This window comes from Cytobacillus gottheilii (assembly GCF_900166665.1).
Classification (GTDB): domain Bacteria; phylum Bacillota; class Bacilli; order Bacillales; family Cytobacillaceae; genus Cytobacillus; species Cytobacillus gottheilii_A.
This window is the reverse complement of record NZ_LT800494.1, coordinates 2,638,224-2,664,437: the sequence shown is the minus strand read 5'-3', so window position 1 is coordinate 2,664,437 and position 26,214 is coordinate 2,638,224. Positions and strand designations below refer to the sequence as shown.

General features: G+C 34.0%; 38 protein-coding genes, 1 pseudogene and 1 other annotated feature. Of the genes and pseudogenes, 32 read left to right on the top strand and 7 right to left on the bottom strand.

What is annotated here, in order from left to right:
• Nucleotides 1-310: 310 nt before the first annotated feature.
• The 9 genes from B7E07_RS13160 (at nt 311) to B7E07_RS13120 (ending at nt 6,274) form a co-directional block, all read left to right on the top strand.
• Nucleotides 311-1,312 carry a LytTR family transcriptional regulator DNA-binding domain-containing protein gene (locus B7E07_RS13160; protein ID WP_080846292.1) on the top strand — a complete coding sequence of 334 codons (1,002 nt, stop codon included), beginning with the start codon at nt 311-313 and terminating at the stop codon, nt 1,310-1,312.
• Between the two features lie 207 nt (nt 1,313-1,519).
• Nucleotides 1,520-2,374, top strand: coding sequence for an ABC transporter ATP-binding protein (locus B7E07_RS13155; RefSeq protein ID WP_080846291.1), 855 nt, complete (start codon nt 1,520-1,522; stop codon nt 2,372-2,374).
• Entirely contained in the window at nt 2,371-3,117 is a 747-nt protein-coding gene (locus tag B7E07_RS13150; RefSeq protein ID WP_257391450.1) for an ABC transporter permease, read from the top strand. Before B7E07_RS13155 ends, B7E07_RS13150 begins: the two co-directional genes overlap by 4 nt.
• 88 nt (nt 3,118-3,205) lie before the next feature.
• Nucleotides 3,206-3,409, top strand: a complete 204-nt coding sequence (locus B7E07_RS13145) for a DUF6440 family protein (protein WP_080846290.1) — start codon at nt 3,206-3,208, stop codon at nt 3,407-3,409.
• Between the two features lie 126 nt (nt 3,410-3,535).
• On the top strand, nt 3,536-4,174 hold the full coding sequence (locus tag B7E07_RS13140) for a VanZ family protein (protein WP_080846289.1): 639 nt from the start codon (nt 3,536-3,538) through the stop codon (nt 4,172-4,174).
• Nucleotides 4,175-4,227: 53 nt separating this feature from the next.
• Complete coding sequence (locus B7E07_RS13135) at nt 4,228-4,977, top strand: phosphorylase family protein (protein ID WP_080846288.1); 750 nt, start codon at nt 4,228-4,230, stop codon at nt 4,975-4,977.
• Between the two features lie 113 nt (nt 4,978-5,090).
• Nucleotides 5,091-5,327, top strand: coding sequence for a hypothetical protein (locus B7E07_RS13130; protein ID WP_080846287.1), 237 nt, complete (start codon nt 5,091-5,093; stop codon nt 5,325-5,327).
• Nucleotides 5,328-5,431: 104 nt separating this feature from the next.
• Nucleotides 5,432-5,881, top strand: a complete 450-nt coding sequence (locus B7E07_RS13125) for a GNAT family N-acetyltransferase (RefSeq protein WP_080846286.1) — start codon at nt 5,432-5,434, stop codon at nt 5,879-5,881.
• Between the two features lie 69 nt (nt 5,882-5,950).
• The gene (locus B7E07_RS13120; protein WP_080846285.1) at nt 5,951-6,274 is read left to right on the top strand and encodes a hypothetical protein; all 324 of its coding nucleotides are present in this window, start codon (nt 5,951-5,953) and stop codon (nt 6,272-6,274) included.
• Between the two features lie 156 nt (nt 6,275-6,430).
• Here B7E07_RS13120 and B7E07_RS13115 read toward each other — a convergent pair whose 3' ends face one another.
• A complete protein-coding gene (locus tag B7E07_RS13115; RefSeq protein ID WP_218970424.1) occupies nt 6,431-6,841 on the bottom strand; it encodes a DUF3888 domain-containing protein in 411 nt (136 codons plus the stop codon).
• Between the two features lie 404 nt (nt 6,842-7,245).
• Here B7E07_RS13115 and B7E07_RS13110 point away from each other — a divergent pair, with 404 nt between their 5' ends.
• From B7E07_RS13110 to B7E07_RS13075, 8 genes are all read left to right on the top strand, one after another.
• On the top strand, nt 7,246-7,725 hold the full coding sequence (locus B7E07_RS13110; RefSeq protein WP_080846283.1) for a hypothetical protein: 480 nt from the start codon (nt 7,246-7,248) through the stop codon (nt 7,723-7,725).
• A gap of 124 nt (nt 7,726-7,849) precedes the next feature.
• Nucleotides 7,850-8,401 (top strand): GNAT family N-acetyltransferase, encoded by a 552-nt coding sequence (locus B7E07_RS13105; protein WP_080846282.1) that lies wholly within the window; start codon nt 7,850-7,852, stop codon nt 8,399-8,401.
• 130 nt (nt 8,402-8,531) lie between these two features.
• Nucleotides 8,532-9,083 (top strand): hypothetical protein, encoded by a 552-nt coding sequence (locus B7E07_RS13100; protein WP_080846281.1) that lies wholly within the window; start codon nt 8,532-8,534, stop codon nt 9,081-9,083.
• Between the two features lie 170 nt (nt 9,084-9,253).
• Nucleotides 9,254-9,502: a binding site (T-box leader), on the top strand.
• Nucleotides 9,503-9,582: 80 nt separating this feature from the next.
• A complete protein-coding gene (locus B7E07_RS13095; protein ID WP_080846280.1) occupies nt 9,583-10,146 on the top strand; it encodes a GNAT family N-acetyltransferase in 564 nt (187 codons plus the stop codon).
• A gap of 151 nt (nt 10,147-10,297) precedes the next feature.
• Nucleotides 10,298-10,792, top strand: a complete 495-nt coding sequence (locus tag B7E07_RS13090; RefSeq protein WP_139785635.1) for a hypothetical protein — start codon at nt 10,298-10,300, stop codon at nt 10,790-10,792.
• Between the two features lie 324 nt (nt 10,793-11,116).
• Nucleotides 11,117-11,641 carry a GrpB family protein gene (locus B7E07_RS13085; protein WP_080846278.1) on the top strand — a complete coding sequence of 175 codons (525 nt, stop codon included), beginning with the start codon at nt 11,117-11,119 and terminating at the stop codon, nt 11,639-11,641.
• Between the two features lie 433 nt (nt 11,642-12,074).
• Nucleotides 12,075-12,530, top strand: a complete 456-nt coding sequence (locus B7E07_RS13080) for a VOC family protein (protein WP_080846277.1) — start codon at nt 12,075-12,077, stop codon at nt 12,528-12,530.
• A gap of 232 nt (nt 12,531-12,762) precedes the next feature.
• Nucleotides 12,763-12,972 (top strand): hypothetical protein, encoded by a 210-nt coding sequence (locus B7E07_RS13075; protein WP_080846276.1) that lies wholly within the window; start codon nt 12,763-12,765, stop codon nt 12,970-12,972.
• 69 nt (nt 12,973-13,041) lie between these two features.
• Here the strand turns inward: B7E07_RS13075 and B7E07_RS13070 are convergent, their stop codons facing one another.
• A complete protein-coding gene (locus B7E07_RS13070; protein ID WP_176215202.1) occupies nt 13,042-13,443 on the bottom strand; it encodes a DUF3888 domain-containing protein in 402 nt (133 codons plus the stop codon).
• A 191-nt stretch (nt 13,444-13,634) separates the two neighbouring features.
• Between B7E07_RS13070 and B7E07_RS13065 the strand changes: the two genes are divergently transcribed.
• From B7E07_RS13065 to B7E07_RS13055, 3 genes are all read left to right on the top strand, one after another.
• A complete protein-coding gene (locus B7E07_RS13065; protein WP_080846274.1) occupies nt 13,635-14,033 on the top strand; it encodes a VOC family protein in 399 nt (132 codons plus the stop codon).
• A 636-nt stretch (nt 14,034-14,669) separates the two neighbouring features.
• Complete coding sequence (locus B7E07_RS13060) at nt 14,670-15,326, top strand: ArsR/SmtB family transcription factor (RefSeq protein WP_080846273.1); 657 nt, start codon at nt 14,670-14,672, stop codon at nt 15,324-15,326.
• A 20-nt stretch (nt 15,327-15,346) separates the two neighbouring features.
• The gene (locus tag B7E07_RS13055) at nt 15,347-16,615 is read left to right on the top strand and encodes an MFS transporter (protein WP_080846272.1); all 1,269 of its coding nucleotides are present in this window, start codon (nt 15,347-15,349) and stop codon (nt 16,613-16,615) included.
• A gap of 584 nt (nt 16,616-17,199) precedes the next feature.
• Here B7E07_RS13055 and B7E07_RS13050 read toward each other — a convergent pair.
• From B7E07_RS13050 to B7E07_RS13040, 3 genes are all read right to left on the bottom strand, one after another.
• Nucleotides 17,200-17,388, bottom strand: a complete 189-nt coding sequence (locus tag B7E07_RS13050; RefSeq protein WP_080846271.1) for a hypothetical protein — start codon at nt 17,386-17,388, stop codon at nt 17,200-17,202.
• A gap of 138 nt (nt 17,389-17,526) precedes the next feature.
• Nucleotides 17,527-17,982, bottom strand: coding sequence for an SRPBCC family protein (locus tag B7E07_RS13045; protein ID WP_080846270.1), 456 nt, complete (start codon nt 17,980-17,982; stop codon nt 17,527-17,529).
• Nucleotides 17,983-18,000: 18 nt separating this feature from the next.
• Complete coding sequence (locus B7E07_RS13040; RefSeq protein WP_080846269.1) at nt 18,001-18,486, bottom strand: outer membrane protein assembly factor BamD; 486 nt, start codon at nt 18,484-18,486, stop codon at nt 18,001-18,003.
• Nucleotides 18,487-18,732: 246 nt separating this feature from the next.
• On the opposite strand from B7E07_RS13040, the gene B7E07_RS13035 reads away from it, so the two are divergent.
• A complete protein-coding gene (locus B7E07_RS13035) occupies nt 18,733-19,044 on the top strand; it encodes a 2-acyl-glycerophospho-ethanolamine acyltransferase (RefSeq protein WP_257391449.1) in 312 nt (103 codons plus the stop codon).
• Between the two features lie 1,374 nt (nt 19,045-20,418).
• Here the strand turns inward: B7E07_RS13035 and B7E07_RS13025 are convergent.
• Nucleotides 20,419-20,634, bottom strand: coding sequence for a hypothetical protein (locus B7E07_RS13025; protein WP_080846266.1), 216 nt, complete (start codon nt 20,632-20,634; stop codon nt 20,419-20,421).
• A gap of 204 nt (nt 20,635-20,838) precedes the next feature.
• Between B7E07_RS13025 and B7E07_RS13020 the strand changes: the two genes are divergently transcribed.
• The 6 genes from B7E07_RS13020 to B7E07_RS13000 all read left to right on the top strand — a co-directional run bounded on the left by B7E07_RS13020 (nt 20,839) and on the right by B7E07_RS13000 (nt 23,408).
• Nucleotides 20,839-21,132 (top strand): hypothetical protein, encoded by a 294-nt coding sequence (locus B7E07_RS13020; protein ID WP_080846265.1) that lies wholly within the window; start codon nt 20,839-20,841, stop codon nt 21,130-21,132.
• 99 nt (nt 21,133-21,231) lie between these two features.
• Nucleotides 21,232-21,564: a hypothetical protein gene (locus tag B7E07_RS13015; RefSeq protein ID WP_218970423.1), complete on the top strand. Its 333-nt coding sequence runs from the start codon at nt 21,232-21,234 to the stop codon at nt 21,562-21,564.
• Between the two features lie 74 nt (nt 21,565-21,638).
• Nucleotides 21,639-21,800 carry a hypothetical protein gene (locus B7E07_RS23780; protein ID WP_176215201.1) on the top strand — a complete coding sequence of 54 codons (162 nt, stop codon included), beginning with the start codon at nt 21,639-21,641 and terminating at the stop codon, nt 21,798-21,800.
• Between the two features lie 312 nt (nt 21,801-22,112).
• Nucleotides 22,113-22,442 carry a hypothetical protein gene (locus B7E07_RS23925; protein WP_080846263.1) on the top strand — a complete coding sequence of 110 codons (330 nt, stop codon included), beginning with the start codon at nt 22,113-22,115 and terminating at the stop codon, nt 22,440-22,442.
• A gap of 61 nt (nt 22,443-22,503) precedes the next feature.
• Nucleotides 22,504-22,716, top strand: a complete 213-nt coding sequence (locus B7E07_RS13005; protein ID WP_080846262.1) for a DUF6366 family protein — start codon at nt 22,504-22,506, stop codon at nt 22,714-22,716.
• Between the two features lie 80 nt (nt 22,717-22,796).
• Nucleotides 22,797-23,408, top strand: coding sequence for a hydrolase (locus tag B7E07_RS13000; protein ID WP_080846261.1), 612 nt, complete (start codon nt 22,797-22,799; stop codon nt 23,406-23,408).
• Nucleotides 23,409-23,431: 23 nt separating this feature from the next.
• Here the strand turns inward: B7E07_RS13000 and B7E07_RS12995 are convergent, their stop codons facing one another.
• A complete protein-coding gene (locus B7E07_RS12995) occupies nt 23,432-23,659 on the bottom strand; it encodes a hypothetical protein (RefSeq protein ID WP_080849189.1) in 228 nt (75 codons plus the stop codon).
• A 192-nt stretch (nt 23,660-23,851) separates the two neighbouring features.
• Here B7E07_RS12995 and B7E07_RS23345 point away from each other — a divergent pair, with 192 nt between their 5' ends.
• The 5 genes and pseudogenes from B7E07_RS23345 to B7E07_RS12975 all read left to right on the top strand — a co-directional run bounded on the left by B7E07_RS23345 (nt 23,852) and on the right by B7E07_RS12975 (nt 26,200).
• The gene (locus B7E07_RS23345) at nt 23,852-24,016 is read left to right on the top strand and encodes a serine kinase (RefSeq protein ID WP_139785633.1); all 165 of its coding nucleotides are present in this window, start codon (nt 23,852-23,854) and stop codon (nt 24,014-24,016) included.
• A gap of 42 nt (nt 24,017-24,058) precedes the next feature.
• The gene (locus B7E07_RS12990) at nt 24,059-24,490 is read left to right on the top strand and encodes a hypothetical protein (RefSeq protein WP_080846260.1); all 432 of its coding nucleotides are present in this window, start codon (nt 24,059-24,061) and stop codon (nt 24,488-24,490) included.
• Nucleotides 24,399-25,091: pseudogene (locus tag B7E07_RS12985) on the top strand (Type 1 glutamine amidotransferase-like domain-containing protein). Before B7E07_RS12990 ends, B7E07_RS12985 begins: the two are co-directional and overlap by 92 nt.
• Nucleotides 25,092-25,239: 148 nt before the next feature.
• On the top strand, nt 25,240-25,611 hold the full coding sequence (locus B7E07_RS12980; RefSeq protein WP_080846259.1) for a hypothetical protein: 372 nt from the start codon (nt 25,240-25,242) through the stop codon (nt 25,609-25,611).
• A gap of 40 nt (nt 25,612-25,651) precedes the next feature.
• Complete coding sequence (locus B7E07_RS12975; protein WP_080846258.1) at nt 25,652-26,200, top strand: hypothetical protein; 549 nt, start codon at nt 25,652-25,654, stop codon at nt 26,198-26,200.
• The last annotated feature ends 14 nt before the right edge of the window (nt 26,201-26,214 follow it).

The window sequence follows — 26,214 nt, the reverse complement described above, 5'->3', positions numbered from 1 at the left end:
ACACTTTTACCGAATTGGACAATCGATGGTTCTGCTTGCTATCATGAGTAAAGATTATATTTATATGGACATCGGTTATATTAATCGCTGGTTAAATTAGTAAAATGAATATACAGCTTAGCAAAAGGGACGAAACTTCTGGGTGGAGTGGGTAGTTGAGACTCCATATGAGGTATGCGATAAGGAGGCTCAAGCTTACCACATCTCGGAAAGCGAGCATCTCGGAGCGGAAATCACCCTCTACTCATTTAGATTTATAGCAGCAATGTTTTCGAAAACAGCCAAATATAATTAAGAAAGTGTGCATTCAATGAACCTACTCTCATTAGAAAACGTCATGAAACAAGAAGATCATCGTATCATTCTAAAAAATATTAATTTAGCTCTTAGAAGGAACGATCAAATCGGAATAAAAATGTCCAGCGAAGAAAGTGTCATGCTATTTGATTTGATTTCCGGGAGTGTTCCGCCGACAAGTGGTCAAATACAAATTGAAACGGACAATATTTTATCTCAGCATAAAGATGATGGCTTATATGATACGTTAACCGTACAAAGTTACATGAAATTTTTTAAGCAAATTGCAAACTTCGCTTACGATTTGGAGGATTACATACCTGCTTTCTCTCTTTTGGATGTTTGGGGAACGAAAATTAAAAAGCTGACAGAGGATCAGCGAAAAAGGGTCAGTTTATTTCGCATGTTTTTGTACACTCCGGATGTGATTTTAATCGAAAATCCCTTACATAATCAAACAGCTGATGGAATTGAGCTATATTTAAAGGCATTAGAGCCGTTTCGGTCAAAAGAGATTGCTACGTTATTTACATCCAATTCCATCGAGGAATTATTGTTATTAAGCAATGAGGTTTATCGATATCATACATCGACAGGACTCGAAAAAACGGATCTTGCCCTTGATGAAGATGATGCCTCTCATGAGAAGCAAGAGGATGAAAATAGCTTTAAACCGACGAATGTGTTTAAAGTGAGCTGTAAAATGGCTGATAAAACGATTTTCTTTAGTCCGGATGAAATTGATTACATTGAAAGTATTAATAGTGTCAGCAATATACGGATAGATGAAGAGTATTTTCCAACTGATCTAACAATGAATGTCTTAGAAGAAAAATTAAGTAAATTTGGTTTTTTCAGATGTCATCGTTCCTATTTAGTGAACTTGCAGCGTGTGTCAGAATTAATTAGTTATTCGAAAAATAGCTATACATTAATTTTGAAAGGAAATCCTCACGTGAAATTGCCTCTATCCCGGAATCGTTTAGAGGAAATGAAACAATATATTGATTTTTAGGTACAACTGAGGGTGAAATGAGTACATTTCAGCCTTTTTTTGATGCATTTGGGCTTTTTTTGGTACGATTCAGCGGACTTTTACGACTTTTTCAATGCATTTCCCTAAACTAAAGTCAGAGGGGCGGCTTAAAAGAACATGTCCAGATAAGGACCGTTTTTTAGGAAGCCAGGCTAAATATCTTTATGATAAGGGAGAGAAACGCAATTGAATAAGTCGACAGTGATTCACGTTGAGCACTTATCGAAAACATTCAAAGATCAATCTGCTTTAAAAGATCTTCAATTTTCGGTGAAATCAGGAGAGATTTTTGGTTTTCTTGGACCATCCGGTTCAGGTAAAACCACAACAATCAAAATATTAACAGGTCAATTAACACAAACTTCAGGTACAGCGTCCGTTTTAGGAAAGCCGGTAGAACAGATAAATGAAACGATTTATGAACAGGTAGGCATTGTGACAGATAATAGCGGATTATATGAAAGGATGTCCGTATACAATAACCTGAAGCTGTTTGCAAAATTATTAGATGTTGATCTAGAAAGGATTGATTTCCTTTTAAAACGAGTTGGCTTGCTGCAGGATAAACATAAAATTGCGAGTAAATTATCGAAGGGCATGGCTCAGCGGTTAATTCTTGCAAGAGCTTTATTGCATCAGCCGAAGGTGCTGTTTTTAGATGAACCAACAAGTGGTCTTGATCCCAGTACAGCCGAAGCCATTCATGAACTCTTGTTAGAATTAAAAGAAAATGGGACAGCGATCTTCCTGACCACACATAATATGGACGAAGCAACAAAGCTTTGCGATCATGTTGCTCTTCTGAATGATGGCATTATAGTCGAATATGGATCCCCCAAGGCATTATGCCTAAAATATAATCGCAACAAAAGCTATAGAGTCTTGCTAAAGGATCAACGAGAGCTGACATTACCCCATTCAGACGAAACAGGGCAAAAAATTGGCCAGTGGATGGCAAATGATGAGCTTATGACCATTCATTCATGTGAACCGACATTAGAAAAAGTATTTTTAGAATTAACCGGGAGGGAATTAGTGTGAGCGTTTCGGCGAGAAAAGTAAAAGCGATTATAGGGATGAAGTTTCAAACATTAATCAACAACCTCGGTGTCATTTTAGGACCTGTTTTTGCAATAGGGTTCGCAATCGTCATGAAAAATATCATGCCGGATTTAAATGTAAATGAAGAGGGATTGAGTTTCTCCACCAGTGCTTTTGTGCTAAGCTTTGGGGTTGTTTTTAACATTGCCATTGCGGGTATTTCAATGAGCAGCAGTCCATTAGCAGAAGAAAAGGAAAAGAACACATTGCGAGTTCTCATGACATCGTCAGTGAACGGGTTAGAATATCTAATCGGAACATTAATTCCGCCACTTGTGATTCTAGTTTTAGCGAATTTGATTATGATTCCTGTTAGCGGTATTTCTTTTACAGAACTCCCTTTTGCCAGTTATTTTATCATTACAACAGTGGCCAGCTTTATCAGCTTGTTAATTGGCTATATTGTAGGCATATTTTCCAAAAACCAAGCACAAACCTCTTTAATCAGTTTACCGATCACACTAATCTTAACGTCAGTACCCGTGCTAAAAGTTCTGCAGCAAGACCTTGCAGAAGTTTTAAACTACACGTATACAGGTGTATTAACAAACTATGTCAACAGCTTGTTTTCAGAAGGTGGATACCAATGGAATACAACGGACATAGGTGTACTCTTCGGCTGGCTGATTGTATCTCTAGGCATCTTTATTTACGCTTACAAGAAAAATGGATTAGATCGCTAGCGGTGAGGAAAATAAACAGGGAACCTTCTAAAAAACATTACGAAGAAGCGAAAAGGCTATTAAAAAATTAAATTAGGAGTGAGAAAGCATGTTTCGAGACAAAAACAAAGAAGAAAAACGATTTGATGAAAAACTAGTCCAAAATTATCAGCACGGACTGATCTACATTTTAGTGGATCGGAAAACAGGTGTTAATTATATGCATGTTTGGAATACACAAGGCAGCGGATTAACCCCATTATTAGATGAAAACGGAAAAGTCATTGTGGATCCGATTGACGGTTCAGAATAATAAAGTAGTAAAAACCCTTTCAGGTGTGGAAGGGTTTTTGTTTTGAAAGTGACCTTGAATATTTGCATCTATGTTATACTTTTAGAAAAATAACAATTATTAGAAAATAGAAAGGAGACCGATTTTATGTTTAAAAAAGTCATTGCCGTTATTCCATTTTTCTTATTGATCATAAATATGGTCTATTCAAGGTTTGCCTATCTATTTTCAGAAAGCATAAATAGCACTCATCTGTTCGATATTGCATTGAATATATTGCCTTTGAGTTTATTTGTCATGATTGATGTGTGCATGAGAAAAAAAATATCTATTTTCAAACTGATTGTCCTAGCAAGCTTCTATGTATATATAGCTTGTGTGTACTACTTGACTCTATTCCCGCTAACATTAGAAAACTTCTTAACCAATTCTTCCCTGAGCAGAAACGTCAATTTAGTCCCATTTAATATTTTTACTGACTATCATATATTTGATGAACAAATTATTGGGAACTTTATTATGCTATTCCCATTCGGTATTTATTTGCACGTCTTATATAAGAGATTTACAACAAATTTTAAATCATTATGCCTTATCTTCTTAACTTCCATATTAATCGAAGGAATTCAGCTGATCTTTTCAGCAGGAACTCCAGATATTGATGACATTATTTTAAATACATTAGGCGGATCTTTGGGGTATTGGTGTTTTAGTCTAGGCAAATTAATAGCTGGTAAGAAGATTAGGAGTAAATCAGAATTGTTTAATATATATTCGAAATCATAATCTTTATTTCACTTAGGATGATTGTTCAGATATTTTTCCAGGGAGTGAGAAGTATGAAATTGTATGGTGATTTTACTAAACGTGATTGGCTGAATGCTCTTTGTGCAAATGAATTACAGATTCCTGCATCCCTGATCATTCATGGGGAGTGGAATCATGAAGAAAATCTGCATTATTGGAAAGATACTTTAAAAGAGGACTTGTGGCTGCCAAAGTGGAACACTGTAATCGGTAAATATAAACGAAAGACTATTGGCTTTGCCAATGTTTATGGAAGCTCTATGGCAACTATGATGACACACCAATTTGCTATGGCAGGAACCAATCAGTTTATTCAAACTGGATACTTTGGAGGTATATCTTTTGATGTGAATTATGGTGATATTCTTATTGTTTCAGAAGCAGAAATGAAAGATGGAACATCACATTGGTATCTTCCCAATCACATGACTGTTAAGGCAGATGAGCAGCTTCTTAATGCAGCAGTGGAATATTGTGAAAAAAAGGGTTATTCATATGTTGTCGGCAGTGTCTTATCAACAAGTGCAATGCTTCTGGAAACGCAAGAGATGATTCAAGAATGGGTTTTAAACGGTCATAAGGGAGTGGATATGGAAACAGCAGCAACATTGGCAGCAGCCAGAAAGTTTGGTAAAAGCGCGGTTGGTTTGTTAAATCTATCTGACCAGTTGATAGCAGGAGATACACTTTATTCCTATACACTAGAGCGTGAAAAAATTGAAGCTGAGACTGATGAAAAGATCAGAGACGTTGCGCTTTACTTAACTGCAAACTGCGATTAGTGATAGCACTGATTACAGCATGGCAATAGGAGCAACGATGTAATTGGATAAAGGGATGGCTTTAACTTTAAGTTATTCTTACATTAAATTGATCGATATAATGAGGTGTCAAAATGGAGGTTCGATGGAAAACGGAAGAGTTTATCTTTGATAGTCTAAGAGAAGCTGAAGTTTGGGCGGATTCAATTGCCAATGAAATCTACGGAAGACTATTTGATGGATACATAACCCCGGATTGCAAGATTGCCTTTGCACTCTCTTTTTTGCTGGCATCAATTCCTGAATTTAAAGTGCAGTCACATTATGATGGCCAGGTTTATAAAGTTTGGGTTGCTTTAGTAATGGATTAGCTTAAACACTGACAAGCTGTATTTGAATAAGGAGCTAGAATTATAAAGATTTACAAAGTTCAAATTATCAGTTGGTGCAAAACTTTAAAATTTCAGGAGGGAAAATGTCAACATTCAAAATACAACCGATAGAGAACCTTTCCGGTGTAGATATAGATCCGTTGCTTGAAGAAAGCAAAGAAGAAGGGTTTCATTTCTTAGAAAGATTAAAGCTGGATTATATACAAGGGACTAATACATTTAATAAACCTGGTGAATGGTTATATGGTGTTTTTAATGAGAAGGAGGAGCTAATAGCAATAGCTGGACTGAATATAGACCCCTTCACCAATGATAAAACAATCGGAAGGCTAAGAAGATTTTATGTTTCCAGAGATGTTAGAAGAAAAGGTGTTGGCGGTTTTATGTTGAAGGAAATAATCACTGCTGCTAAAAGTTATTACAGTATCCTTGTTCTTTATACAGATACAACACAGGCAGGAGCATTTTATCTTAAATTTGGTTTTATATGTGAAAATAAATATCCTAATTCAACACATTTTTTAAAGCTGTAAAAATTATTTTTTTATAACTTCCCAGCGGCAGAGGAAATGCCGCCAGCATTTAAGTTTAAGAGGTGAAGTATGATTAATCTAGCGAATAATCTAGGATATTATCTCGGGCAGTACATTATTGTGAAAACAACAAGTGAAGATGTTTTAATGTTAAAGATTTTGCGTAAGAGAAAAAAACTAAATGGGTACGATGTAAGGATTTTAACGAAAAACGAAAAAAAAGCGGATATTGATTCATTTATCTACAAGGATGAAATTAAAATGATTTGTGTCATACCTAGTGAAGTTCAGCAGGGCCTTGATCTACACTATAAACCGCTGCTTATAGAGACTATCAAAGATAAGAATTTACCCTCAGAAGTTCATTTTGGCAAAAAATCGGATGATGAATGAGATCATGATTAACAAAAATGGTGTTCGTGTTATAACGTGGTTTACAGTTTACTCGTTCATTTTTTTGCTGAGAAATGTTATGTTTTCAGATAAAGTAAACTTCATTAAATAGTCAGCTACAAAAAATGAGCTGTTCTGCAACAGCTCAAACAGTCCTTATTCATGATGATGATGACTGTATTTAACTGCTTTAACGGACACTTCATCAAGGTTCTTTCTCTTACCTTCAATTGAGCCGAAGTACGTTTTAGGATCAATCTTTACGGTCACCGTGTCCAAATTCATAGCTTCATTCTTTAGGTTAGAACTAAATGTACGAATCATCAATTCAAGTTCGTACCAACTTTTTGACTCTGATCCCGTATGATCGACAATCAATTCTAATTTGTTGACTCTCTCAAATGTCCAATTCACTCCTTCTCCACATTCTTTATAAACAACTTCTGTGATATAAGGATTAATCATATCAACCAAAAGCTCTTCTGGAGAAGCGTAAATTTCTTTGTTGATCTTGCTGCTAGGATCTTTCTCTGCATGTGCTAGAGAAATAGGGACTGAAAAACTCATTAAAATTAAAAAAGTTAACATTACTAATCTTTTCATATTATTCACCTCAAAGATAGTATTCCACTTGGAGCAATTTAACGCATACCAATTATTAGGTGATAATATAAATAAACCAATCTTTTGTGACCGCTTGAAAAGACGACACAGTTTTTGCTTGATAAACTGAGAAACTTTCTTCCAGTTAATGACTCTTTTTTTACTGAGAGCGTATTTGATGGTCTTAACGATTAAGCACCGCTGTTTGTCTTTGTGTATTTTCGATAATCATTAAAAATCTATATATACTAATATTTATGCATATCAACAAAATTGTGCTTGTTATACAAACGGGGTAGTTTTGTTGAATAAGAAATCACAAAAGTAATAAGCATTTTACTTTAAAATAAGATTAAATGGGGGTTTATATGCGAAAAATTTATCTAGATAGAACAGCATTCTCTGGTGCTATAGTTATTAATTTAGAAGATACTGAGATTATAACAGCAGGAACAACCATTTATTCAATGGGTGTTCATGATAGAAATGAGGAGTATCAAAGATACGCTAACGATAATGATATTCAATTTATCTTTGACGATGATATTCCGCATTTAGAGTTTTTTACGGTTCCACATGTAGATATTATGGCAAAAGATAGTAAAGGAGGATTTTTCGGAACTGTTTATCAACAGTGTGATTCGGAAAATGACGCACCAATTTGTTATATCAATAGGGATTTAGAGTGCTTTATAATTTCCGAAAACGCAGAAAATTTTCTAAGTAATATAGAAACATGGCAAGACAACATGAAACCCTATGATAAAATTACCGTTTATCGTTCGAAAGCAGAAGCAGAAGCTGAACTAGAATTTATCGATTTGTCTGATATTCTTCCATTATTATAAATTCTACTTGAACTAACGGGTCTATCGTTCAATTTCGGCGACCTAGACTAGGCGGCTGTTCTAATTCCATAAACGGGGCAGTTTAATGGAATAAGACGGCAAATCAATGTAAAGGGTGTTTATAATGAGTGAGCAAAGGTTTTTCCCTGAATTAGAAACTAATAGATTAAAATTAAGAAATGTCAACGATGCTGATACCGAGTTTATCTTTAAACTCTTCAGTAATGAAAAAATATGTGAATTTCTATATGATGAAGAGATATTTACGAAAAAAGAGGATGCAATCGAATTTATTAAGTGGAATGAAAATCCAGAAGAAAAAGGATACAATAGATGGATTATAGAGAAAAAAGACAGCAATGAAAAGATTGGCACCTGTGGATTTCATTTATGGGACAGAACCAATAATATAGCTGAATTAGGCTATGATTTGTGGTATGAATTTTGGGGATACGGATATATGAAAGAGGCATTGATTGCAGCAATAGAGAGTGGCTTTAGTAATATGAAACTAAATAGGATAAATGCATATGTAGCTTTGGAAAACAAAAAGTCATCAAATACATTAGAGAGCTTAGGTTTCAAAAATGAAGGGATTTATCGAGACAAACATTTGTTTAGAGGCAAATACTATGACCATTTTTCTTATTCACTACTAAAGAAAGATTGGAATTAACAAAAGTTCTTAACTATCGGGTGCTTATGCTCCAGATCAGCTACCAAATGAGGCAGCCTTTCTTATTTTATAAAAGGGGAGGATTATTGAAGAAGGATTTACTATTTTTATTCAAGTGTGGTGATAAAGAGTGGAAAAAAGTAATACAAAAGAATTTTCAAAGGTAGCTATTATCACATTTATTACAAGTATTTTATTTCTTTTTTCCTTGCTAACATTACAAATCAATGGAGTATTTGTTCAGATAGGGACACCACCAAACGGTATTAGTCATCAGGCATTATCTAATTTGCTTATAATGCTGGCAATAGTATCGCTAATCTATTTGTTCAATGATAGAGGTATAAAAGGAATAATAATTGCGGTAGGGGTATTTTTCATAATCGTACCGTCCCTTCCAAATCTACTAATAGAGGCTGAATACACGAGGTTTTCTTCTCCAGACAATAAAGAAGAATTTATAGTGATTGAAAGAGGTTATGGTCGCCTATACCAATTATCAAATTCAAGATTATATATGACTTATTTAACCAGTATTAATACAGATGATGGCTATAAGGCATTTTCGGACAGTGCATATAAATTAGAATGGGAAGAACCGAATCAATTGATTATTCATTATAAGTTTGATTCTACGTTAGATTCCTTGAGTGAGAAAGTTTCAACCAGATATAAAAGGTGATGTCATTTGGGTACTATGTTTAAAGTTATTAAGCTAATGGGTGCTTATATTCCAGGACAGTTTCCAAACCAGGCAGCTATTCTTATATGACTAACGGGGCAGGTACATTTAACAAAGAATTTTTTGACAAGATTTATGATAAAGGATATAATTTTTAGAAAATTTCATAATAAATAGCGTTGATGAGAAGAGTAGTTAAGAAGTGGATATTTACAGAGAGCTCCTGTTTGCTGAAAAGGAGTAGTATTCGTCTTAATGAATAAAGCCTCGGAGCTTCTTACCAATCTAATGAAAATTAGGGATAGTGAGACGGATTCTTCCGATAGAAAGATAGGGTATGAATGTACCTGAAGAGGTTGATATGGTGACATATCAACAAACTGAGGTGGTACCACGAAGTTATAACTCTCGTCCTCAAGAATTTTTTCTTGGAGGTGAGAGTTTTTTTATTGTATTACTTTTACATTTTTAATATTAAAATTCAGAGAGGGGAAATCAAATGAATCCTTTGTTGTTAGATGTTCCTATACAATTAGAAACAGAGAGACTAATACTTCGAGCACCACTTCAAACAGGAGACGGTAAAATTGTAAACCAAGCAATTAGTGAATCCTTTTATGAATTAAAAGCGTGGTTGCCATTTGCTCAAGAACTTCCTACTGTTGAAGAAACAGAGATAAATTTAAGAAATGCTCACATAAATTTTTTAAAGAGAGAAAGTTTTCGCTTTCTTATATTTGAAAAAGAAAGCAATGACTTTATTGGAACAACAAGCCTTCAGGGAATTGACTGGGACATTCCTAAATGTGAAATTGGGTACTGGATAAATACAAAGTTTAGCGGTATTGGATATATGACAGAAGCAGTAGAGAAATTAGCAAACTTTGGGTTGAATTATATCAAATTTAAAAGAATTGAAATAAGGTGTGAATCAACAAACCTTAAAAGTCGTGCTATCCCAGAAAAACTTGGGTTTGTATTAGAAGGCACTTTAAGAAATGATGATTTATCCGCAGATGGTAGCAAGCTGACTGACACTTGTTTTTATTCCATAATAAAGTAACATTGTGAACATTTACAGTTAAACAAACGGGTGCATTAGCTCAATAACTCCAACATCTCAAAAGAGCCAGATAAACATTATTCATTAAAGTGTATATGTTGGCTCTTACTCATTAACCTCCATCTTAAAAAATTTGGACAGTCTTATCAGAATGTCTTGTTATGATAAACTTTATGAGTGGACCTCTTTAGCTAACAAAGCTAATAGAATGCTTTCAACACATTTAGTAATTAGTCATAAAAATTTAGATCCGAAAAATGTTATATGTAATTTAGACGATCCTATGTTAATTGTTTGGGAGTCAGCTGGTTATATAAATACAATGCATGATTTAATAGAAATTGCACTTTATTGCTCTAAAGATGAAACAGGTAATATAGATAAAGAAAGATTTTTTTCTTTTATTGCTGGTTATAAAAAGAGAACGGGGGAATTTCAAACAGATTGGGCTCCTGTATTTGAAAATGGATTTTTAGGTAAGTTAGATTGGTTAGAATACAATCTTAAGCTCTCCTTATGGATTGAGTGTTCAGATGAAGAAGAACAAAAGATGGGTACATATCATGTAATTGAAACGATAAAAGAAATCCGTTCTTATGCAAAGACAATTCCACTTATAGTTAATTGGTTTGATACTGAAGAATAATCATTTTTTCTTCTATGACGGATCATTGAAAATTCAGCTATTGCTAAGACATCTTCCTTTAATTACTATAGGTAGAAGGCTTATGAGAAAACAATGTGAATAAATACACTTAAACTGTAAGAGTAGCTGCCAATTGAGGCGGCTTTTATTATGTCACAATAGGGGCATCATTCCTGTAATAAGTGAAATCAGTTTTTAAAGGTATGCACTAAACCTATAGGATGCATATCTTCAGTACCAAACAGGGACAGTTTAGTTGAAGGAGGTTTTCGTTTAGCTTTGTAGAATTAGATAAAAAAGTATTATTTTATAGGTGGGAACAACATGACAAAACCAATTGTTAATCTTAGTGATTATAACCTTAATTGGGAAAAACAATTTGAATATGAGAAGAAAAGAATTGTTGATGCTTTAGGTGATAAAGTTGTTGGGATTGAACATATTGGAAGCACTTCAATAAAGGGATTAGAAGCTAAACCAATAATTGATATTATTGTAGGAGTCCAGTGTTTAGATGAAGTATCCAACTTTGTTATTCCTCTAAGTGGAATTGAATATGAATATGTTTATAAACCTGAGTTTAAAGAAAGAAGGTTTTTTAGGAAGGGAGTAATGGGACAGGGCACTTGTCATTTGCATATATGTGAAATCAACAGCAGTGAGTGGATTGAAAAATTATTGTTTCGAGATTATCTTAGGTTACACCCCCATGTAGCTAAAGAGTATGCTTCATTAAAAAAAGAACTTGCTTCTAAATATAAGTTCGATAGACCAACATATACAAAGAAAAAAGAACCGTTTATTAAAACTATTATCGAAAAAGCTATAATGGAAATGTATAGTAAATAGTGATCACTTTTTAAAGTAACTAGTGCTTAAATCCAAGAGCAGCTGCTAATTCAGGCGGCTTTTCTTATGAAATAAACGGGCAGGTGAGTTAAATAAATAATGTTAAGATTACTTATAAGATTATTTTGAGGAGATGAGTCGATTTGCAATTTGTTTTTGTGCTATTTCTTTTAGCCGTTGGTGTCTTCATAATGTACTATTTACCAATAATATCAAAGGATCTACATAAAACCACTAAACAGAATAAAGTAATTATTAAACTTTTAGAAAAAGGTCTTAATAAAGACGCTGAAAAATAAAGTTTCATATTGAATTAAGGAGAAGTGACCTTTTTCTTTGAAGTTATTGCACTAAAGGGGCAGTTTTATTTAGGAAGGATATTTTCACCAATATTTAGAGTATAAAAGATATCTATATTAAAGGAGTTTTACATATGATTAAAGGTATTTATGAAGCACATTTACCAGTGCGTAATATATCCAAATCAACTGAGTTTTATAGTAATTTAGGATTAGAGTTAGCTCATCATGGAGAAGCAGTAACATTTTTTTGGATTGAAAAAGGAAAGAGTTGGCTTGGTTTATGGGAAACAGATAAGGTAGAGACCCCTTATCACCCTTCACTTAGACACATTGCATTCCATGTAGAATTAGATGATTTACTAAATGCTAAAGAATGGTTGGAAGAAAGAGGTGTAAGTGTTCGGAAAGCCTTTGGTTTTGAACCAGAACAACAACCAATTGTTCTGCCGAATAACCCACAATCCCACGCTGCTTTATATTTTAAAGACCCAGATGGAAATTCTTTAGAGTTTATTACCCCACTGAAAATAGATGAGGAAATTGACTTCAAAATGATGGAGTTTAGAGATTGGAATAATAAAAATTAGAAATAATGTGCTTTCTCATTATTAAAATAACGGGTGCATTAATTTGAAACGGTATATGAAAAAACCTAAAATCGCTCTAATTCTAGTAGGCGTATGTTTATGTTTAAAATCCAGCTGCCAAACCAGGCAGCTTTTCTTATGTGACTAACAGTGAAGTTAGTGCAATAAGAAGGAATACTGTAAACTGTAATTAAAGGTGAATTTATTCAGGAGAAAAATAGGTGATAATCCGATGGGTAAGACAGTTACTTTTTCATTCAGCAGTACAAAATATGATGGTACTGAGGCTACAGAAACATTTACTCTTAAAGAATTAGGTATTGATGGGGATTTGAATGATGAAGCACTAAAAATAGAAATTGATAGGGTTTTTCAGGCTTGGGTTTGGGATAAACTTAATATTTCATATAGTATTGTAATAGGACAAGGGGAACGCACATAGAACAGATGATGTAGTAACATTTGACTTTGACTAACTGGTCCCCAACGTTCAACAGCAAAAGACCTCCTTTTATAAAGGATGTATGCACTTAGTTACTTCGTTCTGATTTATCCTTATGCTTTTAATATCCATCTTCCGCCATCCCATACTATATTTATTACTAAAAGTGATAGTAACTAAATCATATGGGAAATCGTGAGCACCTTCAAATGTGGTTAACTGCACAGTGACATTAAAGTAACGGTAGGTTTCGTATGGTTCCACCATTTTGATTTGGAGAATCCGTTGACAATAAAACTGTTTCCGTTTGCCAAAATGTTTTTCGAGTGCTTTGTCGATGGGTAGAAATAACAAACTGAGGATGATATCATCACGCAACTGTATCTCATTTTTAGTTGCGGTTTCGGCTTGGATAGGAGAATATGAGAAAAGAGTCAGGAAGGCGATTAATATTACAAGGTTTTTTTTCATATGAAACCTCCATTCAATGTTGTTCTTATTTTGAACATTTAGAGAAAGTCTTATCATACTAATGGGTGCTTTCCTTAAATAAAGGGAAGCCGTTTTCTTATGATGCTATAAGGGCAGTTTAGATAAAGAATGGATTTTTAACACAAGTTGAACTATTATTTAGAAAATATCCTAAAAGGAGTAGATATATAATGGAAAAGGTCATACCATTTTTAATGTTTCAAGATGGCAAAGCAGAAGAAGCCATGAATTTTTACACATCTTTGATTGAGGATTCAGCAATTACAAATATTGTTCGATATGGTGCAAATGAAAGTGGGGATGAAGGAACTGTCATGCAGGCTACTTTCACTTTAAAAGGTCAAGAATTTATGTGCATTGACAGTAATGTAAAACATCAGTTTTCCTTCACACCTTCGTTCTCAATATTTGTTACTTGTAATACCGAAGAAGAACTTGACAATGTTTATGAGAAGCTGAACGAAGGTGGACAAGCACTTATGCCACTAGGAGATTATGGATTCAGTAAGAAATTTGGCTGGCTAAATGACCGTTTTGGAGTTTCGTGGCAACTAAATCTACCTAAATAATATGAAAAACTTAATATCCTGTTCATACCAACAATAAAAAGCATAACGGGTGCTTATGTTTCAGATCAGCTGCCAAATAAGGCGGCTTTTCTTATGGAACAAACGGGACAGGTTTGTTGAATAAATAATGTTAAGATTACTTATAAGATTATTTTGAGGAGATGAGTCGATTTGCAATTAGTTTTTGTTCTATTTTTTTTTAGCCGTTGGTGTCTTCATAATGTACTATTTACCAATAATATCAAAGGATTTACATAAAACCACTAAACAGAATGAAGTAATTATTAAACTTTTAGAAAAAGGTCTTAATAAAGACACTAAAAAATAAGTTTCGTATTGAATTAAGGAGAAGTGACCTTTTGCGTTGAAGTTATTTCACTATAGGGGTAGCATTCCTGTAATAAGTGAAACTGTGCTTATGGTAGGAACGGGGCGGCAGTTTAATTTAAGTACACTTATTCACAAAGATTTTGATAGCTTTAAGATTTATACTTGAAACCTGCAGTAGTTTGCAGGTTTTTTGTGTTTATGTCGATGGATAATAAATAAATTTATTATTGTCATAAGCACTAAATTGCATTAACATTTAACTATTCAATAAAACTCTTGAATAGTTAAATGGAAAGGAGAATAAATATGTACAATGAGAGAAATCTAAAGGATTTGTTGTATCAAGAGTTCGCAAGAATCGGGAAAAGCATTTCTAGTCCAAAACGAATTGAACTGTTAGATCTTTTATCTCAAGGTCCTAAGACTGTTGAAGCATTAACGAAAGCTACAACTATGAGTGTGGCAAATGTTTCACAACATTTACAAACATTATCTAATTCAAAGTTAGTGAAGTCTAAGAAGAAAGGGAATTACGTTATTTATGAACTGGTTGATGTAGGTGTAACAGAATTTTTAAATTCATTACGTACACTTTCTGAAAATCAGTTAGTAGAGGTACAAAAAATAAAGCAAGAATTCATGAATAGTAACTTGGATGTTAATGGCGTTTCATTAGAAGAACTTAAAGAAAAGATGGAAAGCGGGGAAGCAATCCTTATTGATGTAAGACCAAAAGAAGAATTTAATGAATCTCATATTCCCGGAGCAGTTTCTATCCCTATTGAAGAATTAAATGAAAAACTGGCATCATTACCAAAAAACTGTGAGGTAGTTGCTTATTGCCGTGGTTGCTATTGCCTTATGGCTGTGGAAGCAGTACAGCTATTAAATTCTCATGGATACAATGCTTTTCGATTAGATAAAGATGTAAATGAATGGAATCAGTTTGCTGAAACTAAATAATATGGAATGAAGGTGCAATAATGTCTGATGAGACATATCAGCTAAAAACTGATATAAATTCACAGGAAACGAGAAAAAGATTATATAAGCGTACATTATTAATTGTTAGTATCTCACAAATTTTTGGAGGAGCAGGATTAGCTGCAGGTATAACGGTTGGTGCTCTGATCGCACAACAAATGCTTGGTACCGATGCCTTTTCTGGACTTCCTTCTGCTTTATTTACTCTTGGTTCTGCAGGAGCTGCTTTATTGGTAGAAAGACTTTCTCAAAGGCATGGAAGACGAATCGGCCTTACTGCTGGTTTTACGATTGGTGGAATTGGAGCAATCGGTGTAATAATAGCATCATCATTAAATAGTATAATCTTATTATTTGCTTCCTTACTAATCTACGGTGCTGGCACAGCAACTAACTTACAAGCACGATATGCAGGTACAGACTTAGCTAACACGAAACAACGAGCAACGGCCGTTAGTTTTTCTATGGTCTTCACAACATTTGGAGCGGTGGCTGGACCTAACTTAGTTAATATAATGGGTGATTTTGCAGTTTCTATCTCACTTCCCTCTCTATCAGGTCCTTTTATATTATCTGCTGCGGCTTATATACTGGCAGGTCTTGTATTTTTCATTTTACTTCGGCCAGATCCATTAATTATAGCAAAATCAATAACTGTTAACTTGGAACAGGGTAAGCAAACTGACAATATAGTTGAGGAACAAGCAGAAAATAGGAAAGGTATTATGGTTGGTGCAACTATTATGGTTCTTACACAGATTGTAATGGTTGCCATCATGACAATGACACCTATACATATGGGGCATCATGGCCATGATCTTGGACAAATTGGCCTTGTGATAGGCTTTCATATAGGGTTTATGTATTTTCCTTCATTATTTACAGGCATTCTAGTGGATAAAATTGGCCGCATTCCAATGGCAATAGCTTCAGGAGTAACGTTACTCCTTGCAGGCTTAATAGGGGCACTAGCTCCAGGTGAATCGATGTTTCTTTTAACAGTTGCTCTTTCCTTACTAGGATTAGGATGGAACTTTGGCTTAATCAGTGGTACTGCATTAATTGTAGATTCCACAGAAACCTCAACTAGAGCTAAAACTCAAGGTACAGTAGATGTTTTAATTGCCCTAGCAGGTGCTTCTGGAGGAGCTCTTTCAGGTATGGTCGTTGCTGGTTCGAGTTATACAACATTATCTTTTATTGGTGGAGTATTATCTTTAATATTGATACCGGTAGTAGTATGGTCAAAGAAGAAAATAGTTGATTAAAATTAAGGGAGATTATAGTTTTTTAAAGTAAGTATAGTAATAACTTAATATTGCACTATGATTAATGGCTGGTGATATATGAAGGGATTGTAGATTTAGTCAAACTTAAAGGAGCGTTACTTCATAAAGAAGTAACGTTATTTTTTATTTGAATATAGGTTGTTACATAAATTATTAAAAAAGCAGATATATTTGTGAACAAATACACTTAAACTATAGGGTGCATTAGCTCAATAACTCCAACATCTCAAAAGAGCCAGATAAACATTATTCATTAAAGTGTATATGTTGGCTCTTTCATAATCACCTCCACCTTAAAAAATCAGAACAGTCTTATCAGAATGTCTTATCATCTGAGTCTATTAATTACTATAAAAAGGGAATGATACTTTCCAGTAAAGTGTCCCAGTTATTTTAGCAGAAACTGTTTCATTTTTAATGACAGTCACACCTTTCATTTTACCCTAACATAGAAGGTATCAGTTCCGTTTGTATCGTTCCCTTTCGTAGTCATTGACCGCAGCACCCAATAATGTAAGAACCGAATACTTGCTAAGCCAATGTTGTATTTCATTTAATCTTCATTACCACCAATTTGTATGGTTCGAATTAGGTGGGTTGTGCTTTTGTGCTTCATCCTTCATTAATTCTTGGCCTTCTTTAGCATTCTTATCACTGATTCGTTTATAACGGTTGGTTTTTTTATCTAAGAGATATCCAAATAAGAGTAGTGCAACAACAAACATTCCTACAAAACTCCATACCAAAACCATTATTAATTCCTCCTTTGTCTATTGTTAACTATATTCAACTTCTTGTCTGTCATTCCCTTGTTCCAAAAAACTATCCTTATAGTCTAAAAGAGAAAAACTACTCGATTAACAGAGCTGATCTTGAATATTTTAGGAAGGTTATTCCATATTCTCAGCAATCTTTTTCAATGCCTTTGCACGAGAAGCTATGAATGCCGTCATATATTTCTCCAAAAATAACTTGTCGGCTACAACACCAATTGGACCGAATGGTGATTTATATTGAAATTTATCAATCATCATGGTTCCGCCAGCTTCTTCAATAAACTGATGGGTATGAACGAAGGAATGGAAAGCTCCCGTCACCATAACATCAACAAATTTATGTGGTTTCTCCATTACTGTCACTTTGGCTGTCAATCTTTGTTTAATCCCAAAATGAGTGGCTTCCCAGGTAACCGTATCGCCTTGTTCTAAAAATCCTTCTGTCACTCCACTAACAGCTCTTTCCCTAGTTTTAGAAGTCGTTTGAGTATGAATATCTACATTTCTTGCAAGGTCGAAACAAACTTCAACTGGTGCTTTAATAAATTGCTGATGCTCAATTACAGGCATTTTATTTTCTCCTTTTAATTAAAAACCTTCAATATCAAAGTTCATTCTGCCGTCACGGTAAATCTGAAATGGGTCATCTCCGCCAATCAATAATCTCCCATTATAAATTGATGCTGTTTCATTCCATTCAAATTCCTGGCCATTATGCTCTGTTTGAAGCTTTATATGATGCCAGAATGAATGGCCATCTTCATATTCGACTTCACCAATCTCAAAGTTTGTTAATGTATAACCTTTTTCTTGCGAGATCTCTACTTTCTTTAAATAGAACTCTTTTGCTTCTTCAGCAGAAGATGTGATACCGTCATCTAATTTATAATCATTCGTTTTTACATCATATTGGAACAAGTGTAATTGCTCGAAAGCCTTCTCATAATTGCCATCTATCATTGACTGATAATAATCCTTGATTAAACCTTCTGCTTTTTTTTCTTCAGTTGACTTACACCCTGTAAGCATAAGAATTAATGATAAAATAAACACAACTGGAATTAATTTGTTCATATGTTATCACTCTCCTAGATTCCGCGGTTTGTCCTTTTACTTTAGCATAAAAATCTGTGAAGGTATTATTAATTCAAGAATGATCCAGCATTTTAATAATCCTAATTGGCTATAAAAGTAAAGTGACGAGAAAATTTAGATGACAGGAGCCAGCTCTAAACTGGATAATGGATTTAACTATGTACTGACACATCACGGAAAGGAAAGAGGGAGTCATAAAATGAAGTCTAAACTCTATAACAAGAGGTGAGAATTTTGCAGAGAGAAAATCTCAATATAATAACACAAATTTCATTCTATATAGCATTAGCTGCGATTGTTTTTATCCCAGTTTCCCTATTTTCTTCACTCATCCCCTTAAATGATGGCATTAAATCGATCATAAAAATAATTGGAGTACTCATCTTTCTTTTTTCAGTATTTGGTATCCCTTTAAGTATCGTTTCCATGTTCAGCAAAGAAAACTTAGCAAAAAGAATCGTCTCTTTACTTGTAAATGTGACACCGCTCAGCATTGTGATCTATGCTTTGATAATGGAATACTTAGACAAGTTTTAAAGTTTTTTAAATGAACCTATAAAACGAATGGGTGTTTTATTAGTTCTAACTGGAATGAGGTAGATTACATTAGTTTATTTGTAACAAACAGAGTGGAATAAAGAATTGTGCGAAGAACACTAATTCAAAAAGGAGAGATCTTATGGAAAGCTATCTTTTTATGTTTATTGCAGGGCTAGGTACTGTGGTGATAATGTTTTTACCGGTGATTTACAAATTAAATAAACGAATTTCGAACTTAGAAGACAAGATCCAGCAACAAAATAAAGACATCCATTCTTAAACTAAATCTCTTTGTTCGAAATCTGCTAGGTTTTCCTTATGAACCTGAAAAAAATTATATGTATGAAGGAAGTGATCATTTGAATAAGAGGAAACGTTATTGGATTTTAATGCCGCCATTTTTTATAGCGATGCTAATAGTTTTTTATATTTTACCGAACCCTTATAAAGGATATCAATAATAGTTGTTCTTATTTTTTGGACAGTGTTATGGATATGGAACATCTTTGGTGACAAAAAACAGAAGCACCTTGATCGATGAATTTCTTTGACGTGTGTTGGTTCCTATGACAGTGCTCAAGGAGAAGCTCCCTGGATTTCAATAACAGGGGATTTTCGTGGTGGAATACTTTTTAATTCTTTCATACAATTAATCTGGCAAAGATTTACTAGCTTTTCTAAATTCTTTTGTTATTAAATATATTAAACTATTTTATCAACGGTGATTTTTGTTAAAACTAATAAAATAATAATAAGTGCAATCGATAAAATAATGTTAACAATCATAGTAGGTGCGATTAAATAGCTTAAAATTGTTCTTGAAATGATAAAATATAATACAAAAACAGCAGTAAATATGAACATATACTTTATATTCAAACCTTTTTCCTCCTTTTATAGTCAGAATATTATATTATTTTACCATCATATATTTTTGAAGGTAAAGTACATTTTAGGATCTCATTGTTAATATGAAGAAGTTCTTAAAATCACTGCGAAGGACCTATGAGCTGCATTTATTTTACATGCACAAAAGCGCAAACTGCAATCCTTTGACTTCTTAAAGTTATATACAAAAGAGATACTACCTAGTACTTTTAAATTTCCGAACAATATAAACTAGTAAAACCATTGTGATGATGCAAATAACAACACCTGCGATACTAATGCTAAATTCATCTTTTCGGATGGTCATAACTTTTAAAATATCGATATTAAACAAGTGTCCTATGAAAGAATATAATAAGATTATTGTCGACCCTATTAAATATCCGTTTAAACTTGAATCTATTTTCATTCAATGTCCGCTTCCTAATATTTTCCTATGTATTTAGTCAAAAACAACAAACTTTACGATCACATTCCAGGGCTTTATATTTTTCCTTCCTTAATCCAAGACCAAATTCGATAGCTTCCATATATAGAGACGAAAAAGAGCAGTAACAGCATAATCACCCAGATAGATAGTCTGCCAAGCTCCTCTAATCCTTTTGCATTCCTAAAAACAAAGAAGGAGAAGCCAATCACCATGAGGTAACAAAACACATTTGGAATGATATAGATGATTCTTAATTTATAATTATTCAACTAAACACCGCCTTATCTTCTTACATGTAAAAACATGCGCAATATTCTAAAAAAATATCCTTCTTATTCCAAAAGTACCATAGGATATGCTATTTAGACAACTGCTGCCCATAATAACAGATGCTAAATTAAGGTGAATATTAATGAAAAATTTTGAAACCTTTTTTAACTTTATTCGTATGTGCCGTGTAAGGAGGGATTTAAATGGAATTTACAATCATTCTCTATATCCTTTTTGGCATCGGATTTCTTTTCTTTTTTAACTGGTTAATGGGTTACAAAAAAGGCAATATAACAATTGATTTTGATGAACGTTATTTCAATAAAAAAGAATATGTAGAAGCCATTAAAAACAAACTTGAAAGTGAAGGGAAAGAAGTCGCTTACAAAGGAAATGGCCGCTTCAATATAGACGGGAAAAATTATCTGCTCATTGAGAGAAATGTAAGTATGGGTGGAGTTCCATTACAGAGAACCATTTTAAAGATTGAAAAATAAGTCATTATGCCAGGGAACCTTGCCATAAATAGGTTCCTAATTTTTGGTCAAAATTCCAATGGTTTTACCCTTTACAAGCCGGTTGCTTATTTTTAAAAAGTGGGTGGTATTATGTGTCAAACTGTAGAAAATTGGTTAAAAACCAACGATTTATCAAATGCTGAAATTGACTTTATAGAAACAGTGTTAACATTTACATCTGCAGTTAAAGTAATCAGCAGTAGGAAGGATGAAATCAATAAATCCTTTCAGATCAACTTTCCTAATAAAAAAGCAATAATAGAACCGGATTTAACATATAAGAAATTGGAAGAAACGCTTAAAGAAAACGGAATAAATATCGATCTCAGTGAGATGTTGACTAGATTTCGTAAACAGGGTATTTGTTCTAAACTTTGCAAAGAGTTGTTAGATAGTAGAGTAAGTGGATAATCGTTTATGAGTTAATTAAAGTATCTAACCAAATATGAACAAAATTATGATGGCATAACAGAGGAGGGTGAAAGGTGAAACAGTATGAATACAGAGTAGAAAATATTCAAATTCAATTAAGAAACGGTACTAACTTTGAAGATATCATAACGGAGAAGCTTAATACTCTGGGCAGAGAAGGATGGGAACTTGCTGGTGTGAATGGGACTGTTTATTACTTTAAAAGAGAAATGTAGAGATAGGATAGCGTTCTTTTTTAGCTTATACTTCGACGAAACATATTCTAAAAGATTCATGATTGCTGCAGCTGCCGTTATTTCTTTGGCAGCTCTTTTTATGCAAATTATGGTTATTTCTTATGGATATTTTTGTTATAATCAAGATAATTGAATATTTAGCAAATATAGGGTGTGAGCGGATATTTATTGATTTGTTTAAGGAAGTATGTTGTCTCCAGATGATTCATAATATGAATGATTGAGTTGATTGCTATTGAATGGGCTTTATTAGTTAGAAAGTGGTGATGGTATGTTGATAGCTTTTTTGCCATGATAGGTATTTTTTTATCGATCACTTTACTAAAGCTGAAAACGATAAAAATAGAAATGAAAAATAATCCTAGTAAGCTTCTATTTGAACTTTTGATTATTTTTTGCTTGATCGCTTTTTGGGTAGGTGTCTCTGTAGATTACTATTTATTTTCCATTATAAGTGCCATCGTTATATTCTTACTTTTAGTAAAGAGAATTATTAGGCTTTGGTCTACAGATATGAAGGGCGCTTTAATTATGATCATCCTATTTATTGTTGTCTTCTTATCGCTCTATCACTTAGTTCATCTCCAGTCTGAGCAAGTTAGAATCCTTCAAACGAGGTAATGAAACAGGAAATTAGATGAAACAACTGATTTTTAGACAATGAATGGTGAGGTGTGTCGAGATGAAAGACCAAGAAGAAACGGTGGAACAAAAAAGAGAGCGGTTAAGACAGCAGGAAATGAAACGCAATCCAACTGGGATCATGAACGATTCTATAAACAGTGCATACAGTGGGAATCTCCATGAATTAGTTAGAGACTTAGGGTGGAAGGGTGCAGGAATTCTGATTCTTGTTGTTGTCATGGCTTTTATCTTTATTTCTATCTTTTTCTAAAAGTCTTAAATTTGGCGGGGCAATTTACCTGTAAATATGATAACGACTGAGAGGTCTTTGGTTAAATGGGGGAAGAATATATGGGTTCGAGAATCATGCACGTCATTATTGCGAATCGAATTGCGGATGAATTAGCTATAAGTGATAAAACCTCATTTCTGATAGGAGGCATTGCAGCTGATGCAGTAGCTCCCAAAGATATGTCTCACTTTTTTAGAGGCAAGGTTGATGATTATTCGCGTTATATTGACTATAACGGTTTTATACATAAATACCATTCTTATAAAGACACAAACTTCATTCAAGGCTACTATACTCACTTGATCGCTGATGATCTTTGGCTTAAAGGCTTTTACCTGCCATGGCTAAAGAATAGAATGGAAGCAGATGAAAACATATTTAAGCAATATCATCATGATTTTCGTTTACTGAACGGGAAATTAATTGATTATTACGGACTTAAAGAACATCTAAGTGAGGCGTTAAGTAAGAGGGGAACCATCATTGAAATTGAGGAGGTAAGAGTTAACGACATTGAGAAATTTATCCCTTATGTTATTGGAGACATGGATTATAACAAAGACGAACTTGATATGCCTCTAACCGTATTCACACTTGAACAGATAATTGGTTATATTGAGACGTCTGTTGATAAGAGCTTGATTTGGCTAAGGTCCATAATAAATAAGTAATTAAGGAAAAATGTAAAATCAACCTAGGAAATAACACTGTACCACACCTTATAAATTTGACCATCATAATCAGTATGAACAATATTTTCAGGAACACTAGCAAGATAAAATGCTAACGCAAAAGCAATTTTTTCGTCAGGTGTTTGATACCCATTTATTCCCTCAATCATTAAGTCATTTGATAACGAATGCGCCCAAACTTCAGCTTCTCTTAGACTATCAAAAATAAAATCTTCCACTTTCCATCTAATTTCCATGATTTGGCCTCTTTCATTTGCAAATTTTTTTATCGATGGAGTGATTACCAAAACGATCAACGAACATTTTTTAACAATATTTTCACTTGAATATATAGATATCGTATTACATTCATTTAAGGAATCAATACTTTCTGTGCTGTTTAAAACCACTTTTATATTTAGGTAGAAAAGAAGGTGAGAAGAATGAGAGTATTTTTTTCTGTCATACTTATTTTATTTGGCAGTTTCTTATTTGCTCTAACCGTAGATCAATATGGCAAGGCAGGTAATTTTATTATGAATGGTATTGGGCTTATTTGTGTAGCTGGCCCAGTATATTATATTAAGGCGAGAAGGAAAAAGAAATGAAATTTAGCATGTTCTAGATTCAAAAGGTAAGGAGGTATTTCTATGCAGCATGCTAATGGGATAAGTGGAGGTTATAAAGAAGATCATATGATTTTTGATTCTGAGTATGAAGTCGAGGAATGGGTCGAGTCTTTGTATTCTGATGTGGTACCTTACTTGGCGAATAACATGAATGTTGGCTGCGTGACACCGGAAAAGAAGCTGGTAAAATCTTTAGAAAATTATTTACCTTCTTGGGCCGATTTTAATGAAGTGAACATTCAAATACATAGTGAACAAGGAAAAGAAGACGGGAAGGTTATTTATAAAATATGGACACAGCAGCTCTCATCATTAATTGCAAAGCAATGTAAATTATTAATCTACTGGAGGTACGATATAAATGAAACAAATCATCGCCCTTGGAGGCGGCGGGTTCTCTATGGAACCGAATCATCCACTCTTAGATTCTTACATATTGAATCAATCAAATAAATCGAAACCTAAAATTTGTTTTGTACCGACAGCCAGTGGTGACTCTGACAGTTATACTTCAAGATTTTATCAGTTTTTTGAACAAATGAATTGTGAACCCTCTCATCTTTCCTTATTTAAACCGCCCACTAGGGATTTAGCAGGTTTTTTACTGGAAAAAGATATTATTTATGTTGGCGGCGGGAATACCAAAAACTTATTGGCCTTATGGAAAGAATGGGGATTAGATCTTGTGATGAAAGAAGCTTGGGAACAAGGAATCATCTTAGCTGGAATTAGTGCAGGCTCCATCTGATGGTTTGAAGAAGGTGTTACGGACTCCTATGGAGACGGACTCGAACCATTAACATGTCTCGGTTTTTTACAGGGAAGCAATTGTCCGCATTATGATGGAGAAGCAGAAAGAAGACCGTCTTATCATCAGCTTATTTCAGCTGCCAAAATTAAACCGGGAGTTGCTGCTGATGATGGCGTAGCACTTCATTATATAGGACAGGACCTTAGGAAGATTGTGAGTTCTAGAGTAGGTGCAAAGGCTTATACAGTAGAATTTCCATTAATAGAAACTGAATTGCAGACAAAATTTCTTGGTGCAACTTAAGGGGTTTTGGAAACAGTTTGTATTCTGAAATAATAGGTTGATTCAGAAAATCAACAAACTTTTCTAACAAGCTGTATGTTCTTCAATAGCAGGAGTTTATTCCCAAGTTATAGAAATAGTATTGTGTTGTTGGAAAAGGGGAGAACGCGTGAATAAATGGCTAATGATCACTGGCGCAATAGGAATCATTTTACTCATAGTTGCTTTAAATAGTAAATTCTATTATCCTTCACTGCCCATTGATGCGATGAGCAAGAAAGAAATCTTAAATTCTTTACAGACTAAAGATATGATTAAAATTGGCACTGATCAGGACTATGATTGGTTTATAGCAAAAATGGAGCAAGGAAAAGCCTATAAAGAAGTTAAGGATATGATTCAGAAGGAAGGATGGAAATTTCAGGTGCAGGAGGGCAGTGGGTTTTTCTTTGAAAAGGAGAATGAAAGCCTAATTGCTTCTACTAGAATGTGGACAGGGGATTATGTACTTGTAAATGTTCCTCTAGGCTGGAAACAGTAATCAGCTTTGTTGTTAATTAAAATAGAGTGGTGTGGTACATATGGCATTTGAAAGCGCAGTTTACCCAGCATTTATTAAGAAAAATAAAGAAGGTTTTGGCGTCCATTTTCCAACATTGTATCCTGAAACCGGATGGCAGCATTATAAAAGCCTTGGCAAGACAAAAAAGGAAGCGATCCAAAACGCTAAGAAGGACTTAGCTTATTTTCTTGCGGGTATCGTTTATGACTATGAAGAGTTGCCGAGTAATGCTCCTATTCCTGCCAACCTCGTAACACAGGAAATGGAGCTTGTATGGATCACTGCTGTATATCGTGATTATGCGAAAGAGATAGAAGAACATCTGATTGGGCGTCATTGGCATATTGATTTCAATCGAGATATGAATAGTGAATATAAAGCGGTTGCCTATAAGAACGAGCAAGGGGTTTGGGAGGTAAGAATTGACTGTCATTTACCGGTTGAGGAAAAGCATTTGCAGAAAATATGTCCAAACTATCCTCTCATTTGTTTGGCAACACGGAGAGCTGAGGCAGAAGAGAAGTTTGATCGTTTTGTGTTAAAAGTGGAAGAGATTCTTAAAAAATAAAGTATAAAAAAGAC